This window comes from Pseudomonas sp. BF-RE-25 (genome assembly GCF_019956105.1).
GTDB classification, from domain to species: Bacteria; Pseudomonadota; Gammaproteobacteria; order Pseudomonadales; family Pseudomonadaceae; genus Aquipseudomonas; species Aquipseudomonas migulae.
This window is the reverse complement of record NZ_JAHBDB010000066.1, coordinates 136,375-153,124: the sequence shown is the minus strand read 5'-3', so window position 1 is coordinate 153,124 and position 16,750 is coordinate 136,375. Positions and strand designations below refer to the sequence as shown.

The window sequence follows — 16,750 nt, the reverse complement described above, 5'->3', positions numbered from 1 at the left end:
CTCGAGAGCACCGACATGATCCACATCACTCTGAGCGATGGTTCATTGCGTGAATACGACCAACCGTTGTCGGTGTACGAGTTCGCCGCGAGCATTGGTCCCGGGCTTGCCAAAGCAGCTGTCGCCGGCCGGGTGGACGGCGTATTGGTGGACTGTCAGTTCTTGATCGAGGCCGATGCCCGGGTCAGCATCGTCACGCCCCAAGAGCCCGATGGCCTGGAGATATTGCGCCGCTCCTGCGCATTGATGCTGGCGATGGCCGTGAAACAGCTCTATCCAAAAGCGCAATTGCAGACCGGATCGGCACTGGGTGACGGGTTCTATTATGAGTTTGCCTTTGAACGACCGTTAAACCCGGACGACCTTGCGGGCATCGAAGCGCGCATGAAGACCCTGGCGGCGACCAATCATTCGATCCGCCGGCGCGAGCCGTCACCGCGTTCCAAGTACATGGAAAAACTTGCGACCTACCTGCTCGGGGACTTCGAATGTGTGTCGATGGGCCCGCATGCTCCGGCAACCAGAGTGTTGCAGGCATTCGCGCTCGATCACATCAGCGGCCTTGCGCCACAGCGGATCTATGGCACGTGCTGGTCTTGCCAGGAGGAACTGGACGACTGGCGGGCACCGCCGCACGTGATGGTCGTGAGCATGGATGATCGCCAAACGGATTACGCACAGTGGGTGACCGAGGCCTTGCGCCGAAGCGGCGTACGCGCCCGTGCGGACCTGCGCAACGAAAAGGTCCGCCACAAGATTCGCGAACACAGCCAGCAAGTGCCGTATCTGGTGGTGATCGGGGAGAAGGAAAAAGAAGGCGGGTTTGTCAGCGTGCGCAGTCGCACCGGAGAGGATTTTGGCCGGATGGCCATTGAGGCGGTGTGTGATTGGCTGAGATCAACGGGGATTGCGGGTGTCTGAACGGACGCCTTCGCGGGCAAGCCTCGCTCCTACAGGGACGGTATAAATCTTGTAGGAGCGAGGCTTGCCCGCGAAGCTTTTAAGCCCTTGGCTTCACTGTCCCGCAATCCTGCCCCAACCACACCGCGCGAGTATCAAGGCTACCCTTCTGCTGAATGCCGGTAGCGTTGAACGTGCCATTCACCTTGGTGGTGAACTCACGATCACTGAGGAATGTGGCGACACCCGCACCCTGCGCTTTCGGGCAGCTGAAGCGGAATTTCCACTGGTTACCGGTGCGCTCGGTGATTTCCTGCTTGCAGCCCGATTGTGGATCCGTCAGCGGAATGTTGTCGGTCTTCACTTGCTCCGGCGTCAGGCAAGCCCGGATCCCCTTGCCACCCATGGTGATGCCCTGCTTCTCCAGCTGCGCACGCTGTTCAGGCGTCATCTGGCTCTGTATCTGGCCGAGGATCAGTTGCAGATCCGGCAGGTTCTGGTCATCGACTTTCATGTTGCTCGAGGTCAATTCCCACAAACCCGGCTGCAGCATCTGCGCCTGAGCGGCCACCGGAAGTGCTAAACCTAAAGCTACGGCCAAACCCAGCAGACGAACGTTCATTGAGTAACTCCTGATCGATAGTGGCCGTTAGACGTCAGCCACGAGCTTCGGTTCATGGGCCAATTAAATAGCGACATTCTGCACGGAACATGGTCTGTTAAGCACTGAATCTTCAGGAGCAAGGCTGCCCCCATGGATTACTTTGGACCGCACATTTTCGGTTACCTGATCGCCCTGCTGCACTCGTTAGGCATGATCGCCGCCATTCATGCCGTGTTGACCGTTCGGACCGCTCAGGGCTCGATCGCCTGGGCCTTGTCGCTGCTGTTCATTCCCTACCTCACGCTCATTCCCTATCTGGTCTTCGGCCGCAGCACCTTCGATGGCTACATCAAGGCACGGCGACAGGCCAACGAGGAAATGCGCAAGGCCATCTCCGATTTGAACTGGCGCCCGTGGGTCGAAGAAGCACTGACCGCCCGTGCCTCCAGCGCCTACGCATCATTGAGGGCGATGCCAAAACTGGGCAACATGCCCTGCCTGGCGAACAATGAAGTCAGCCTGCTGATCAACGGCCACGCCACTTTCGAGGCGATCTTCGAGGCCATCAGCCAGGCAAAGGAAGCCGTGCTGATCCAGTTTTTCATCATCCACGACGACCGTCTGGGCCAACGCCTGCAAACCTTGTTGCTGAAAAAAGCCGCCGAAGGCGTCGCCGTTTATTTACTGTACGACCGCATCGGCAGCCACTCCCTGCCCCACAGTTATGTGCAGCCGTTGCGCGATGCCGGTGTCGAGGTCAAAGCCTTCGCGACGCGTAGCGGCTGGCTCAATCGCTTTCAGGTCAACTTCCGCAACCATCGCAAGATCGTCGTGGTGGACGGCGTGTTGGGCTTCGTTGGCGGGCATAACGTGGGCGACGAATACATGGGCGAGAAACCACCCCTCGCCCCTTGGCGCGATACCCACGTGCGGGTGCGCGGGCCGGTGGTGGCGTGCATGCAGGAGTCCTTCGCCGAAGACTGGTTTTGGGCAGCGCGCTCCTTGCCGCCGTTAATACTGCCGGACGCGTATCCGGACAACGGCGTACTCTGCCAATTGCTTGCCAGCGGACCGGCAGATTCCTACGAAACCTGTTCGTTATTCTTCGTCGAAGCCATTCACGCGGCGACCGAGCGGGTGTGGATCACCAGCCCCTACTTCATCCCCGATGAAGCGGTGTTTGCCGCCTTGAGGCTGGCGGTTCTGCGCGGCGTGGATGTGCGATTGCTGCTGCCTTCACGACCGGATCACCGCATCGTCTACGCCGCCTCCAGCCTGTATGCCTTCGAAGCCGTGCGCGCCGGTGTGCGGGTATTCCGCTACCAGCCCGGTTTCCTGCATCAGAAAGTGGTGTTGATCGACAGCGAAATCAGCGCCATCGGCAGCGCCAATATGGACAACCGTTCGTTCCGGCTGAATTTTGAAGTGATGTTGCTGACTGTCGACCGAGTGTTTGCCGGCGAGGTGGAACAGATGCTCAACGACGACTTCGACCAGGCGCATGAAGTCGCCAAAGAAGAAAGCCGGGAGACCCGCCGCCTGCAACAGGTCGGCATGCGGATCGCCCGGCTTATTTCACCGATACTTTAAGGGTTGTAGATGTCGTCGCGGGTCCAGGGCAGTTCATGACTGCCATCGGGGTGGGCTTTCACTGCAAGGATCTGGTGCAGGTTGATCCAGCCCCGGGCGAATGCATAAGCACATCCTGCCAGGTACAGCCGCCAGATTCGCAAGGCCTGCTCCGGCACCTGCCGGGCGGCCGCTTCCAGGTTGTCCTCCAGGCGCTCGCTCCAATGGTCCAGGGTGCGCGCGTAGTGCAGGCGCAAACTCTCGACATCGACGATCTCCAGCCCCGCTTCGCTGATCTCGGCAGAGATCATCGACAGGTGCGGCAACTCGCCGTTGGGGAACACGTATTTCTCGATGAAATCACCCGCGCCACGTCCCACCGGCCGGCCATCGGTGTGCTTGGCGGTGATGCCGTGGTTCATCACCAGGCCGCCCTCTTTCACCGCGCCGAACAGGGTTTTGCAGTACTCGGCCAGGTTCTCGTGCCCCACATGTTCGAACATGCCAACGCTGACCACTTTGTCGAAGCGCCCGTCCTGGGGCAGATCGCGGTAGTCCAGCAGTTGCAGCTCGACCAGATCGTCGAGGCCTTCCTCCTTCACCCGCTCACGGGCCAGGGCCAGTTGCGCTTTGCTCAGTGTGATCCCGAATACCTTCGCGCCAAACTCCCGCGCCGCATAGCGCGCCAAACCGCCCCAGCCACACCCGACATCCAGCAGATACTCGCCAGGTTGCAGGCGTAGTTTGCGACACAGGTGGCGGAACTTGGCTTGCTGGGCCTGCTCAAGCGTTTCGCTGCCGGTCTCGAAATAGGCGCAGGAATACGCCATGTCACTGTCGAGCCACAGCTGATAAAACGCGTTGGAAAGGTCGTAGTGATAGGAAATCGCCTTCGCGTCGGTTTCCTTGTCGTGGGGAGTGCGAACAGGCTGACTGTCGATGTCGCCCAGCAAGGCCTGACTCCATTCATCAACGACGCGGATCACCTCGCTGATGGAGCCTTCCAGCTCAAGTTTGCCCTCAACGAATGCCGCTCCGAGCGCATCGAGGCTGGGATGAGTCAACTGGGTAACCATTTGTGGGTCCTTGACCACAATCGTGACGCTGGGCGTCGGCCCCAGATTAATTTCATGGCCGTCCCAGAGTCGCAGGCGTAGCGGTAACTGCAGATTCTGTAAGGCCGGTGGAAGTTGCGCGAGCATGGAATATCCCCCTTGTTTCAGACGTCTGATGTGAGGGTAGACCATCCTTGAAAAATAGCAGGCTATCGATTTAATAGCCGTCTTCTATGATTTGCAGCGCTTGAATCAAGCGCCGCAAATTCGCAGAAGTGATTGCCCTCACACTAGATGACTGCGAATTTCGCGCACAGTTCTGAAATGTTCACATCCCTCAGACGTCTTCCTTCATCTTGAGCAACGGCTCTTGGAAACGCAGCAGCCGCCCGGCGTTGCCCAAAACCAGCAACGTACTCAGGTTATGCAGCAGCGCAGCAATCATCGCCCCTGCCGCACCGAGCCAGCCGAAGGCAGCGAAAGCAACAATTGCCAGTGTCCAGCCCAGACCTATGATCACGTTGACCTGCAAGGTCTGCCGGCATTGGCGACTCAAACGTACGCAAGTGCCGAGCCGACGCAGGTCGCTGCCGATCAGCACGATATCGGCTGAAGCCAAGGCAATATCCGCACCGCCCGCACCCATGGCGACGCCCACCACACCGGCCTTGAGTGCCAGCGAATCATTGATGCCATCCCCGACCACCATCGGCCGGAAGCCGCTGCCGATTTCTTTCAGCACACGGTTGAGTTTGTCCTCGGGCAAGGCCTGGGCTTCGACATCGCTGATCCCGACATCCAGGGCCAACGTATTCGCGACGCTTTGGCGATCGCCAGTGAGCAACAATTGCCGGCCCAACCCGAGTTCACGCAACTCACTCAAGGCGAACCGCGCTTCAGGTTTGACGCTGTCCGCGAGCAACAGCCAGGCCAGGAATTCACCGTTGAGCGCCAACCCGGCGATCGGGCCATCGTGTTCAGGAACGGCTGAAGTGGCGATCGCCAATTGCGCGAACAACTCCGGTCGCCCGAGTGCTGCTTCGCCTTGTTCGGTCATCGCTACCACGCCCAGGCCCTGACGTTCGTGAATGTCCGTGAGCAGCAGAAAATGTTCCTGAGTAACCAACCCGGCGAGCGCGCGACTGACGGGGTGACTGCTGGCAGAACCCAGGCTGGCGGCCAGTTTCAACACGTGGTTGCGATCTTCCAGCGGACTGTCGATGGATTGCAGGCGCAAGGTGCCGAAGGTCAGCGTCCCGGTCTTGTCGACCACCAGCGACGTCAGATCCGCCAGCTCTTCGAGAAACGCCGAACTGCGGATCAGAATCCCGTGTCGTGCAGCAACCGCGACACCGGCAATCGCCGTGGCCGGTGCCGACAACACCAACGCACACGGACAGGCTGCCACCAACACCGCGAGCATCGCTTGCGCATCGTTGGTGATGAACCAGGTCACTGCGGCCAGCAACAACACCAGCACCATGTAGCTGCCAGCGTAGCGCTCCAGCAAGCGGGTGATTGGCGGCTTGGAACGCTCGGCACTTTGCATCAGTGCAATGACTTTACCGAGAGTCGATTCGTTGCCGGTACGGGTCACTTCAATGCGCAGCAAGCCATCAAGGTTGATCGCCCCGCCGAACACCGTCATGCCGACGCCCGCCTCCACCGGCACCGACTCGCCCGTGATCGATGCGGTATCGAGACTCGCCTGACCGGAGAGCACACGACCATCGGCCGGCACTCGATCACCGGCGCGGACCTCCACGCGGTCGCCAGCCTTGAGTGTGCCGTTGTCGACTTCGACGATGGAGCCATCCGCCTGAACCTTGCGCGCATGGCTGCGTGTCAGTTTGCCGAGTGCGTGAATCGCCTCCTGGGAACCGATCACGCTGCGCTCTTCCAACACATGGCCGAAGATCATGATGATCGGCAATAACGCAGCGGTCAGCAGATCGCCAGTCGCCCAGGCACCCAACATCGCCAACGCAATCAACTGATCGGTGATCCCGTGCAAGCTGGGATAACGCAGGCTGTACCAGGCCGAACGCATCACCGGCACGGCCACCAGCAACGAGGCAAAACCCAGCAGCAATTGACTGACGCCCGTCTGCTCCGGCGACCACCAGCGCCAGATCAAACCGAGCGCCAGCAAGCCGAGCGCGAGCATGGCCAGGGTCAGTTGGCGTGCAGCGCTGCGTTGTTCGGCCGAGGACAACATGCTCGGTGCGGCGGCAGTTTGGGCGGTCATTGTGCAGCTCCCTGAATGATCAGGCGGGAATCGTCTTTCGGATTAACCGTGGTCACCGAGCCGGCCTGACCGAGGATTTTCGGCAAGCGCTCGCGGTAAATGCGCAACAGCATTTGCGGGTCGGTGCCTTGTTGTTGCGCCTTGGCCAGGCTCAATACCGTGGCCGTGTCGGCGGAGGCTTTGGCCAGCCGTTCGCTGGCTTGAGCGTGGGCGACTTGCAGCGCACGGTCGGCTTGCTCGTTGGCGGCCTGGGTGAGTTTCTCGGCTTCAGTGCGGGCATTGGCCACGGCTTTATCGGCTTGCTGACTTGCGGTCAGAACGGCGTTGAAAGCATTGACCGCAGGTCCTGGCAGACTCGACTGCACATCCACGCGCGCCACTTCGACCCCCAATCCCTGCCCCGTTGCGGTCAATTGCGCGAGACGTTGATTGATGCCTTGTACCAAATCCCCGCGCAGGCGTTCGCGTCTTTCCGCCGCTTGATTATCCGCGCCGATCAACTCAGGGCGCACCACCAGGATGGTGTCCAGATCTCGTGCGGCGGTGAGTGCCACGGCGCTGCGAGTCACCAGGCGATCCAGTGCCGGCAGCACGTGTTCACCTTGAACAACGAACGCATACGGTTCAGTGACTTTGTAAAACACCCGCACATCCAGTTGCACCACACCCGCGTCACCCGTCAACAGATAACCGGAACCTGCCAGCGCATCACTGAGCGGCGTGGCGAAAGTGGCTGCTCGGTCGGCCTGCAACGCGGCATCGCTGCGCAGTAGATTATCGACCCGACGCTCGATCACCCGATCTGCCGCCGGCAACAAAACCACTTGCTCGAACGGCCTCGGCCACGCCAACAGCAGACCGGCATTCTGAATGCGATCCAGCGCGCCAAAGTGCAACACCACCGCACGATTTTGCGGGTCGATTTGCCGCACGTTGGAGAATGCCCACGCCAACGCGGCCAAGACTGTCACCGCATACAGGGCGAGAAAAGCCAATCGCCCGGCCTGAATCCAGGGGCTGCTTAACTCAATTGTTCCACGTGGAACCAAACTCATGGCTGCGATCCGGACTTGTTATCGAGCGTCGGCGGACCGTCAACCAACACCCGGAACGGCGCGGCATCGGTGCGCAGAATCAGTTTGGTGCCAGGCGTGACGATGGTGCCCAAGGTGTCGAGGGAGCGCAGCAAGTTATACAGCTGCGGCGAACCCGCGTAAGCGCGGCCGTAAATCTGTGCGGCTTCGACCCGGGATTGAGCTTCGATGTCGGCAGCTTTTACCGTGGCATCGGCCTGGACGATTCGCGCATCACGCTCGGCAGCAGAGCGAATTTGCGCTGCCTCACGTTTGCCGATGGCCGTGCGTTCGGTGGCGATTGTTTCACGCTCGGCGCGCATGCGATCGACGGTGGCGGTCAGGGTTACCGACGGCAAGGTCAATCGTTCGATGCCGACTTGCAGCACACGAACGCCATACGTGGCGAGTAACTGCTGATCGATTTGCTGACGCAACTGCGCTTCAAAATCAGCGATGTGTACCTGGCTGGCATCGGTGTTCACCAGATTGGCCAGGTCAAAACTGCTGGCCGTGGTTTCCAGTGCCGAGCCGACGAAGGTGCGAATCTGCCGCGCCGCTTCGTCCGGCTGATTCTGCACGGCGCGCATGAAGCGCTGCACATTGTCCGGATCGCCTTGTACCTGCCACGCCACGTAAGCCTGAACGATGATGCGTAAACCGTCGCGCGTGCCCACATCCTGCAAACCACTGGATGTGGTGCGCAGACGCAGATCGACCGGAATCGCCGCTTCAAAAGGCGCGGGCCAACGCCAGCCCAGCCCCGGCTCCAACAACACCCGCGACGGATTGCCGAAGCGCGTGATCACCGTGGCTTCGCCGGAGCGCACCTGCACCAGGCTCGCGGCGGCGATGGCAAACGCCACCAGCAACGCCGCCCACCCCATGCGCCGCCACGGGAATGGACCCGCTTCCTGCGGATCGCCGTGGTGGTGATGGTGATGCCCGTGGTGATGCCCGCCATGGCCGTGATCGTGGCCGGCGTGATCATCGTGATCGTGAGTGTGCGACTGGCTCAATTGGCAGCTCCTGGCTGAGCAGTTTTACGCGCCGATGCAGGGTCAACCGGCAGCGTGAAAGTACGGAGGTCGATGGTCGGCGCGTTACCGCTGCCGCCCAGACGATGATCGAGAACCAGCAACCTGGCGTTGGTCAGGCCTTGGGAGAGCTGGCTGAAATACTGTTCCAGCACGAAAGCCTGGCCCGCGCTGGCGTAGGCTTTTTGCTCGGCGCTGAATTTCAGATCGGCCGCTTGCGCAGCCGCATTGATTTCACGCGCGCTGGCCGTCGCTTGATCCCGTGCGATGCTGGCCTGCAATTGCGCCTGATTAGTGGCCTCTGCAGCTGCGCCGCGCTCACGCGAGATCAGGGCCTGCGCAGCAATTTGCGCCGCTTGCACACCGTGATAAGCGTTGGCCGCGCCGGCCGGTGGGTGAATCGCTTCAACCACGGTCGCGAGAATTTCCACGCCGCTGTCGAGCTTTTCCAGGTCAGCCTGCACCGCGCGGCCAATCTCTTCGGCGAGCCCTACCCTGTCCTCACCGAGTAGACAGTCAAGGGTACGAGACGCGAAGTCGTGCACCAGAATCCGGCTGGCGGTGCTGCGGATCAGTGTCGGCACGTTGGCGCTGTTGTACGTCGCGGCCAACGCCGCTTGATCCGTGAGGCCGATGCGATAGACAAAACGCACGTCCATGTTGACGATCTGGAAGCTCTGTTTGTCGGCGCGACTGCTGGCAATCACCTGAGACTTGTCATTCACATGGCTGGCATCCCACAAGCGATTGGCCGTCGTCGGCGCCGGACCTTCAGCTGGTTCAGCCACAATCGGCGCCGTCGCTTCGCCAACACTGGTGGCCAACTCGTGAACCACGCCGTTCTCGACACTCAACACTCGACCCAGCGGCCACGGCAGACCTGCGTGCAAACCGGGGCCAAAGACCTCCACCGGCTTACCGAAACGCTCATAGATGCCCCGCCCTTGCAGGGAAATTTCGTGAATGCCGGTGAGCGACCAACCGACCAGTGCCACCACCGCCAGCACCGGAACGAATGCCCGGCGCATGTAAGTGAAGGCCCAGATCTGCCGCAGATCGATGCCGAAGCGGTTATGTAATTCGTGTTGCAGCACCAGCAACGGTTGGGGCGGCCAGCGCAGCATGTCGGCGACGAAACTTCGCGCCAGCAACGCAGGTTCGAGTTGTTCACGCTGCGGACTGAACAGTGACAACACCGCGCGTAGCAGCAGTTCGACCGCGACCAGACCCGGCAGCAGGCCAATCAGTACAGCCAGACGTACCGGCCAAACCGACGCCTCGCTGCCGAACAACAGGCACAGCGCGCTCAGCACAAGGCAGATGATTGCCACGCGCGTCAGCTGCGCCAGCGAACCTGCTTCGGGCCACTGGGCCACATTTTCCTGGGCAAGTTGTCGCTCCAGCACCAGCAAACCGAAGGCCAGCAGTAACGACAATGCCGCCGCGACACTCGCGGAAAAACCGAGCGCAGCGGGAGGCAGGGCCAGGTTCCAGACTTGATTGATGCTGAACACTACCAGCAGCGCCCAAGCGCCAAGCCACAGCGTCGAAGCGCCGATCTGCGCCAGCAACCGCAACCATCGCTGGCTGATCCGCTCCAGCAGCCGTTCATACCAGCCCTCCGACGGCGATTCAGCGACGACTTCCACAGGGAGCATCGCCGGGTTCATCGCCATTTCACGCCACTGCGTCACCCACCACGCCGATTGCAGCCCGGCGACCAGCACCAGCAAACCGGCGCTCTGATTGACCAGCACCGCAGGCCAAAGCGACTGCGGTGCAAACAGCCCGACGAAAAACGCCAGCACCCAGCCTGCCCCTGCGAGCGCGCCGAGGCCGATTGCCAACTGCCGCAATCGCCGCCCTTGAAAGACTGCCTGCTGAAAGCGCGGCAGCCCGGCTACCGTTGCGCCCTCAATCTCGAGATCGACTTGCATACCACCCCAGTGATTTTCTTTGCTCACGTCGCAATTCGTTACGATATAACGAAAGCCGTGAAATTTTCGTACTAAATCTCTTTATCTAAAGACGCTCAACCTGTCACTTGGCTGAAGCCTTGACCGAAAGGCATGGCTGCGCACATATTACGCTCGTAATTTTATTCAGGAACTACGTTTATCCAGCCCGATTCCCATCCAATTCAGGAGTACATCCATGAGCAACTATGACGTCGTGATACTGGGCGGAGGCCCCGGCGGCTATAACGCGGCAATTCGCGCCGGCCAGTTGGGCCTTAAAGCCGCCTGTGTCGAAGGCCGCGCCACCCTCGGCGGCACTTGCCTGAACGTCGGTTGCATGCCGTCCAAGGCATTGCTGCATGCTTCTGAATTGTATGACGCGGCCATGGGTGCGGAATTTGCCAACCTCGGTATCGAGGTCAAACCCACGCTGAACCTCGCGCAAATGATGAAGCAGAAGGATGACAGTGTTGCCGGGCTGACCAAGGGCATCGAGTTTCTGTTCCGCAAAAACAAGGTCGACTGGATCAAGGGGTGGGGCCATATCGACGGGCCGGGCAAAGTCACGGTGACGGACAGCCAGGGCGGCAAGACTGAGCTGAGCGCCAAGGACATCATCATTGCCACCGGCTCCGAGCCCACTCCCCTGCCCGGCGTGGACATCGACAACACGCGCATCCTCGATTCCACAGGTGCGCTTTCTTTGTCCGAAGTGCCCAAGCATCTGGTGGTGATTGGCGCCGGGGTCATTGGCCTGGAATTGGGCTCGGTGTGGCGGCGTTTGGGCGCACAGGTGACCGTGGTCGAGTTTCTCGACCGGATCTGCCCTGGTGTGGACGGCGAAGCGGGCAAAACCCTGCAACGCTCGCTGAGCAAGCAAGGCATCAGCTTCAAGTTGAGTTCGAAAGTCACCCGCGCCACGACTTCGGCGAGCGGTGTTCAACTCAGCGTCGAACCGGCCGCTGGCGGTACTGCCGAACTACTCGTAGCCGATTACGTGCTGGTCGCCATCGGGCGCCGGCCTTACACCGAGGGGCTGGGATTGGAGAACGTCGGCCTCGCCACGGATAAACGCGGCATGCTCGCCAACAAGGGTCATCGCACTGAAGCGGCAGGCGTGTGGGTCATCGGCGATGTCACGTCGGGGCCGATGCTCGCGCACAAGGCCGAAGATGAAGCCATGGCCTGTATCGAGCAGATCGTCGGCAAGGCAGGCGAGGTCAATTACGACCTGATCCCCAACGTCATTTACACCAGGCCGGAGCTGGCCAGCGTCGGCAAGACCGAAGAGCAACTCAAGGCTGAGGGCCGCGCGTACAAGGTCGGTAAATTCCCCTTCACCGCCAACAGCCGGGCGAAGATCAACCACGAGACTGAAGGCTTCGCCAAAGTGTTGGCCGATGAGCGCACCGACGAAATTCTCGGCGTGCACCTGGTAGGCCCGAGCGTCAGTGAAATGATTGGCGAATATTGCGTGGCCATGGAGTTCAGTGCTTCGGCTGAAGACATTGCCCTGACCTGTCATCCACACCCGACGCGCTCCGAGGCTTTGCGCCAGGCGGCGATGAATGTGGAGGGGATGGCGACGCAGATGTAGGGCTCGGGGATTTGCTGCGACTGTTCCATCGCCATCGCGAGCAGGCTCACTCCTACATGGATTTTGTGTACGCCACAGACCAATGTAGGAGTGAGCCTGCTCGCGATGGGAACAACTCGGTCTAAAGCGGCAAATGCTCTAGAGGCAACGCGCCCGGCGTTTTCACCGTGTGAATCGCAAAGTTGCTGCGGATGTCACTCACGCCCGGCAACTTGAGCAAACGCCCGGTGAGAAAGCGGTCATAAGCACGCAAATCCGGCACCACCACCTGCAACAGAAAATCCGACTCCCCTGACACCAGAAACGCCGAAATCACCTCGGGCAACGCCATCACCGCCACACGGAAGGCTTCGGCCTGTTCGTCGTTGTGGCGTTCGACCTTGACCCCGACAAACACCGTCAGCCCCAACCCGACTTCATCGCGGTCCAGGTTGGCCTGATAGCCGCGAATCACCCCGGCCTCCTCCAGCATCCGCACCCGACGCAAACAGGGGGACGCGGACAGACCAATCTCGTCAGCCAGTTGTACGTTGCTCAGACGACCGTCACGTTGCAGGGCCGCGAGAATTTTTCGGTCGTAAGCGTCCAGTTTCATGTTTGGCAGATCCTGATGGTTCAAGCGTCAGAGAATGGCAGGTTATGCCAATTCAAGACTGTTTAGAAGCAAACTACGCAACCACCTGCCCTGTGCTTCAGCCCTAGACTGGCGCTACCGAATCGACAACGAAAGGGGTGCAGCATGGCGGGGCTTTGGCTGTTTTTCATGGCGCTGGCAGTGGTTTACCTGCTCCCAGGCCCGGACATGATTCTGCTGCTGCAAACCGGCGCTCGTCAGGGCAAAGGCGCGGCGCTGGCCACTGCAGTGGGATTGGGCATTGCCCGAGGATGTCACGTGGCGTTGGCGGCACTGGGGCTGGCGGCACTGTTCAAGGCCGCGCCCTGGACGTTCGATTTGGTGCGCCTGGCCGGGGCTGCGTACCTGTTGTGGATCGGCATTCAATGCCTGCGGACCACGATGCTCCCGAGCCTGAACGGTGCAGATTCAGCCTGTGGAAAACCTCGTTGGCGCGAAGCCATTCAGCGCGGATTGTTGACCAACCTGCTGAACCCCAAGGCGCTGCTGTTCTGCTCGGTGCTGCTGCCGCAGTTTATCGATCCGCATGCAGGGCCGGTGCTCGCACAATTCGCAACCCTGGGCGTGGTGCTGGTCAGTGTCGGTTTGTTGTTCGACAGCGCGTACGCCTTGGCCGGCGCCGCGCTTGGCCGCTGGCTGCAACGCAGTCCTTCGGCCCAGCGCGTACAGCAGTGGTTGTTTGGCAGCCTGTTGATTGGTTTTGCCCTGCGACTGACCTTTGTTCAACAGGTTTGAACCTTACTGCGACTTACGGCGACGACGATTGATCAGTAACAATGCCGCTGCCGTGACCGCCAACACACCGCCGATCTGCAAAGTTTTTTTGTAAGGCCGCAGCTCGGAGCGCACGGCGTCGGTGACCTGGGTGACGTAGCGCTTGTCGGCGCGCTGAAAGTCCGGGTCCTGGCATTGGTGACCGAAATCCCCCGCCCAGACGACATACGGGCCTTCCTCGACATAACGACGGTAGAACGCGCTTTGCTCTTGCAGGTTCGTACCCCACGACGAAGCCTTGCACAGCACCGACGCGAAAGCCTGACTGCTGTGGGGTAAAAGATCAGCCGCTTTACTCGCCAGCGCGGTGGCAACAAACCGGTAATGGAAACGCTCATCAGGTTGCGCCAACGTGGCTTGCTGGCGTTTCACCTCACCCTCGGCCATCAATGGGCCGACCTTGAGCTCGGGAGTCTCGAGACTGTAATTGCCACCGAAAGTGGCGTAATCCGGAGACATCTCGTAGCCCAAGAGCTCCATCCCGTTGAAACGGGCCAGCGTCGCGGCATTGTAGTAAGCGAAGGCACGTTTGCTCGGCCACCATTTCGATTCGGCGTCGTGGCGCAACTCCCCGTACCACTTGGCCCGATGGTGCAACGTCTCGCTGTCGAAGTACGCGGGCGCTTCGTCGTAACGGCCCTCACGCAACAAGCGCCGCCCCAGCAGGTTGCGCAACTTCGCCGCCACCGACAACGGCACGTAGTTATCGCGATCCTGTTGAGTCAGCGCTGGCGGCGCCGGCACTTGAGTGTCGACGTAATGCTTGAGTTCATCGACGGTCAGCACACGCTCAGCGACGGTCGCGGCGTCGAACCAGTAAATGTCGTTGCTGCGATAAAGCTGATCGAATGCCTGCAAATAATCCCCACGTTGCAACGCCAGGATCGCGCTTTCCCCCTCGACGCGGCACTTCGGCTGAAGCGTTTCGAAATCCCAGTCCGGCGTCCGTCGCTCGCCCCAGGATTCGCTCTGCGGGAAGGCCTGGGCAGCCTTGGCGTACGCGGCGGCGGCAGCCGTTTTATCACCCTCGCGCATCGCCAGCTTCGCCCGCAGCCACCACGCCAGGCCACCGTCGCCGGCGTGTTCAAGGAACGCCTTGGCGCTGGCGTAATCGCCCTGTTGATAATTCACGGCCGCCAGCCGATCAGCATTGTCGAGGCTGCCGCGCGTGCTGTTTTGCAGCAGCTTGATCAGTTTTTGCTCGTTCGGCGGTTGATCACCAAATGACCAACCCAACCGGCTGATCAACGACGCCGTGACCAGTTGCTGCACCGGTTTGCCTTTAAGCAACGCGGCCAGTTGCTCGTCTGGCATCGCCGCCAGATCGGCCATCAACAGCTTCAATGAGGTGTAACCCACTGCGGAACCATGGAGGTTTTGCGTGGCGTAAAGTCCGATGGCACTGTCCCAATCGCCCGCCGTGCGAGCGACACGCGCCTCTTCGCCGAGGCTGGCGACACCCAGCTCCAATGGATCGCTGAAGCCGTCGATGCTCAACTGGCGCACCTGCTCAAAGGCCTTGCGAGATTGCGTCAGCAGATCGGGCGTGGCGTCCGCTTCGCTGCTCATGGCGAACAGCGCCCGGCCCAGCGAATAAGCTGCCCACGTGCTGCGCAACGCGCGTTGATCCGCCGGCAATGCGAGCACTTTCTGGAAGTAATCGGCGGCCAATCCATGGTCACCGGCGCTGAACGCCACGGCGCCCGCCAGATAGAGCCTGAGCTCGGTCGGCAGGCTTGCGCCCTGCGCCTCGACCTGATGAGCATCGCTCAGCGTGCGCAGTTCTTTGACCAGCGCCTGCTGCGGCACCGTCAAACCAGCCTGTTCGGCGTCGTCCCGCTGCACGGCATAGTCAGGCGCGTCCATGCTGTAGACGACTTCGCTGACGTTCTTCAAACCCGTAATCGCCTGCCCGAGACGACTGATCTCGAACCGGAAGTTGCCTTCCGGCAGCTCCGCCAGCGACTGACCCCGGTTATCGAGCAGGCGCATAGGGAAATCCGGCCCGCAGGCCACTGCCGAACCCAGTGGAAAACCGAGGCTCAGGCAAAGCAAATGGCGGGGCCAGTTACGGGTGAACATTTGAACCTCCTTGATCAATGTTTGTGCAGCGCGCCCAACCGATGGCGCGCTGCCCACCGGCCTGGATCCGACCGTCGCGCAGGCGGGTGAAGGTAAGCAGATCCGGGCTTTGTTGCAACGCATAACCGGCCAGGGCATCGGCGCCCTCACAACCTCGTGCGGCGAGCGTCAGGCGTTCGGGCCAGGCACTGTCGAGGTTGCCTTGATTGCTGATGCTGACGTCATAGAGGCCATCCTGCGCCGAGAGTTTCAGCGTCAGGCGACTATCGAGTGCATCGCCACGGGCTACGGCGCGCAAGGTCGTCAGGCTCCAGGCCCGGCGATCATTGGCCAACGGCAGGCGAAACCAGATCAACCCGGCCAGATGAGCCGGTGGATCGTTACGCAATTGGGTGGCAAGTGCGCTCAGTTGCTGCGGATCAGCCAGCAATTCCCGGCGCTCGCCGACGCGCTCAATGGGCGCTTCGCTTTCCACGTCGAGTGCGCCGCCGGCCTGCGGCAACAACGCTACGCCATAGGCCGGCAGCGCCAGATAAAAAGGTTTCGACGTGATGCGGCTCCAGGCGCCGGCCCATTTTCTGGCCTGATCCGGGTCAAACAATCCCATGCGCGGGTCGCTCACCGCATGCACCTGCAACACGCTGCTATCGACTGTGGATAACAATGCAGGCAGTTCAGGACTGTCGAGCCACGCCGGCAGCGCGGTAATGCTCAACGGCATGGAAGCCGGCAGCACCGCGCGCAAGTCCGTGAGGAATTTCCGATAAGCCGGTAGCCGAGCGTTCCCGGCATCGTGGTCGATTTCCACGCCGGAGAGCACCAGCCCCTGCGCCTGCCAATCGCTGAGCACTTGCAGGATCTGCGCAGCGACCTCGTCCTGATCCAGCGACTTGAGCTGGCCATCGAGACGAATCACCGCAATCAGCGGCCGGCCATCCCGTTTGAGCAGCACCGGGTCGATTCGCGCCCGGCTCCAGCCCGCCTTGGGGAATGCTTGCAAGGCCAGCACCCGCAAGGTCGAGAAATCCGCACGACTGTCTTTGAGTGCGGCTTCGTGGGCCGGCGTCCATTGTCGTTGCCATACATAAAGTTGCTGATCGAGCGGCGGTGCGTCCTGTCGTTCACAACCGCTAAGCAAAGCCAGCATCACCAGCAAGCCTGACAGGCGAGCGAGAAAAACCATAAAACTCCTAAGGCTGAATCTCATATTTGTAGGAGC

At 60.8% G+C, this 16,750-nt stretch carries 13 protein-coding genes; 4 read left to right on the top strand and 9 right to left on the bottom strand.

From position 1 onward, the window contains the following. Window positions 1-15: 15 nt before the first annotated feature. A complete protein-coding gene (locus KGB24_RS25185; RefSeq protein WP_008027486.1) occupies window positions 16-921 on the top strand; it encodes a His/Gly/Thr/Pro-type tRNA ligase C-terminal domain-containing protein in 906 nt (301 codons plus the stop codon). Between the two features lie 79 nt (window positions 922-1,000). On the opposite strand, the gene KGB24_RS25180 is transcribed toward KGB24_RS25185, so the two are convergent. Next, window positions 1,001-1,522 (bottom strand): DUF3617 domain-containing protein, encoded by a 522-nt coding sequence (locus KGB24_RS25180; protein ID WP_008027488.1) that lies wholly within the window; start codon window positions 1,520-1,522, stop codon window positions 1,001-1,003. 132 nt (window positions 1,523-1,654) lie between these two features. On the opposite strand from KGB24_RS25180, the gene cls reads away from it, so the two are divergent. Next, window positions 1,655-3,094 (top strand): cardiolipin synthase, encoded by a 1,440-nt coding sequence (gene cls / locus KGB24_RS25175; protein ID WP_223415537.1) that lies wholly within the window; start codon window positions 1,655-1,657, stop codon window positions 3,092-3,094. Here the strand turns inward: cls and cfaB are convergent. The 5 genes from cfaB to hflK (KGB24_RS25150) form a co-directional block, all read right to left on the bottom strand. Next, window positions 3,091-4,275: a C17 cyclopropane fatty acid synthase CfaB gene (cfaB, locus tag KGB24_RS25170; RefSeq protein ID WP_223415536.1), complete on the bottom strand. Its 1,185-nt coding sequence runs from the start codon at window positions 4,273-4,275 to the stop codon at window positions 3,091-3,093. The genes cls and cfaB overlap by 4 nt on opposite strands. Before the next feature lie 190 nt (window positions 4,276-4,465). After that, entirely contained in the window at window positions 4,466-6,376 is a 1,911-nt protein-coding gene (locus tag KGB24_RS25165; protein WP_192417776.1) for a cation-translocating P-type ATPase, read from the bottom strand. Further along, window positions 6,373-7,431 (bottom strand): protease modulator HflK, encoded by a 1,059-nt coding sequence (gene hflK, locus KGB24_RS25160; protein WP_223415535.1) that lies wholly within the window; start codon window positions 7,429-7,431, stop codon window positions 6,373-6,375. The genes KGB24_RS25165 and hflK (KGB24_RS25160) overlap by 4 nt, the downstream gene beginning before the upstream one ends. Further along, complete coding sequence (hflC, locus tag KGB24_RS25155; RefSeq protein ID WP_032828679.1) at window positions 7,428-8,468, bottom strand: protease modulator HflC; 1,041 nt, start codon at window positions 8,466-8,468, stop codon at window positions 7,428-7,430. The genes hflK (KGB24_RS25160) and hflC overlap by 4 nt, the downstream gene beginning before the upstream one ends. After that, complete coding sequence (gene hflK, locus KGB24_RS25150) at window positions 8,465-10,423, bottom strand: protease modulator HflK (RefSeq protein WP_223415551.1); 1,959 nt, start codon at window positions 10,421-10,423, stop codon at window positions 8,465-8,467. Before hflK (KGB24_RS25150) ends, hflC begins: the two co-directional genes overlap by 4 nt. 217 nt (window positions 10,424-10,640) lie before the next feature. Between hflK (KGB24_RS25150) and lpdA the strand changes: the two genes are divergently transcribed. Then, on the top strand, window positions 10,641-12,041 hold the full coding sequence (gene lpdA, locus KGB24_RS25145; protein WP_223415534.1) for a dihydrolipoyl dehydrogenase: 1,401 nt from the start codon (window positions 10,641-10,643) through the stop codon (window positions 12,039-12,041). Between the two features lie 121 nt (window positions 12,042-12,162). Here lpdA and KGB24_RS25140 read toward each other — a convergent pair whose 3' ends face one another. Next, window positions 12,163-12,636 (bottom strand): Lrp/AsnC family transcriptional regulator, encoded by a 474-nt coding sequence (locus KGB24_RS25140; protein ID WP_008027506.1) that lies wholly within the window; start codon window positions 12,634-12,636, stop codon window positions 12,163-12,165. A gap of 144 nt (window positions 12,637-12,780) precedes the next feature. On the opposite strand from KGB24_RS25140, the gene KGB24_RS25135 reads away from it, so the two are divergent. Beyond that, entirely contained in the window at window positions 12,781-13,410 is a 630-nt protein-coding gene (locus KGB24_RS25135; RefSeq protein ID WP_008041366.1) for a LysE family translocator, read from the top strand. Between the two features lie 3 nt (window positions 13,411-13,413). Here the strand turns inward: KGB24_RS25135 and KGB24_RS25130 are convergent, their stop codons facing one another. Both KGB24_RS25130 and KGB24_RS25125 read right to left on the bottom strand, forming a co-directional pair. Next, the gene (locus tag KGB24_RS25130) at window positions 13,414-15,531 is read right to left on the bottom strand and encodes a hypothetical protein (protein WP_223415533.1); all 2,118 of its coding nucleotides are present in this window, start codon (window positions 15,529-15,531) and stop codon (window positions 13,414-13,416) included. Continuing rightward, on the bottom strand, window positions 15,518-16,714 hold the full coding sequence (locus tag KGB24_RS25125) for a DUF3142 domain-containing protein (protein WP_223415532.1): 1,197 nt from the start codon (window positions 16,712-16,714) through the stop codon (window positions 15,518-15,520). The genes KGB24_RS25130 and KGB24_RS25125 overlap by 14 nt, the downstream gene beginning before the upstream one ends. Between the last annotated feature and the right edge of the window lie 36 nt (window positions 16,715-16,750).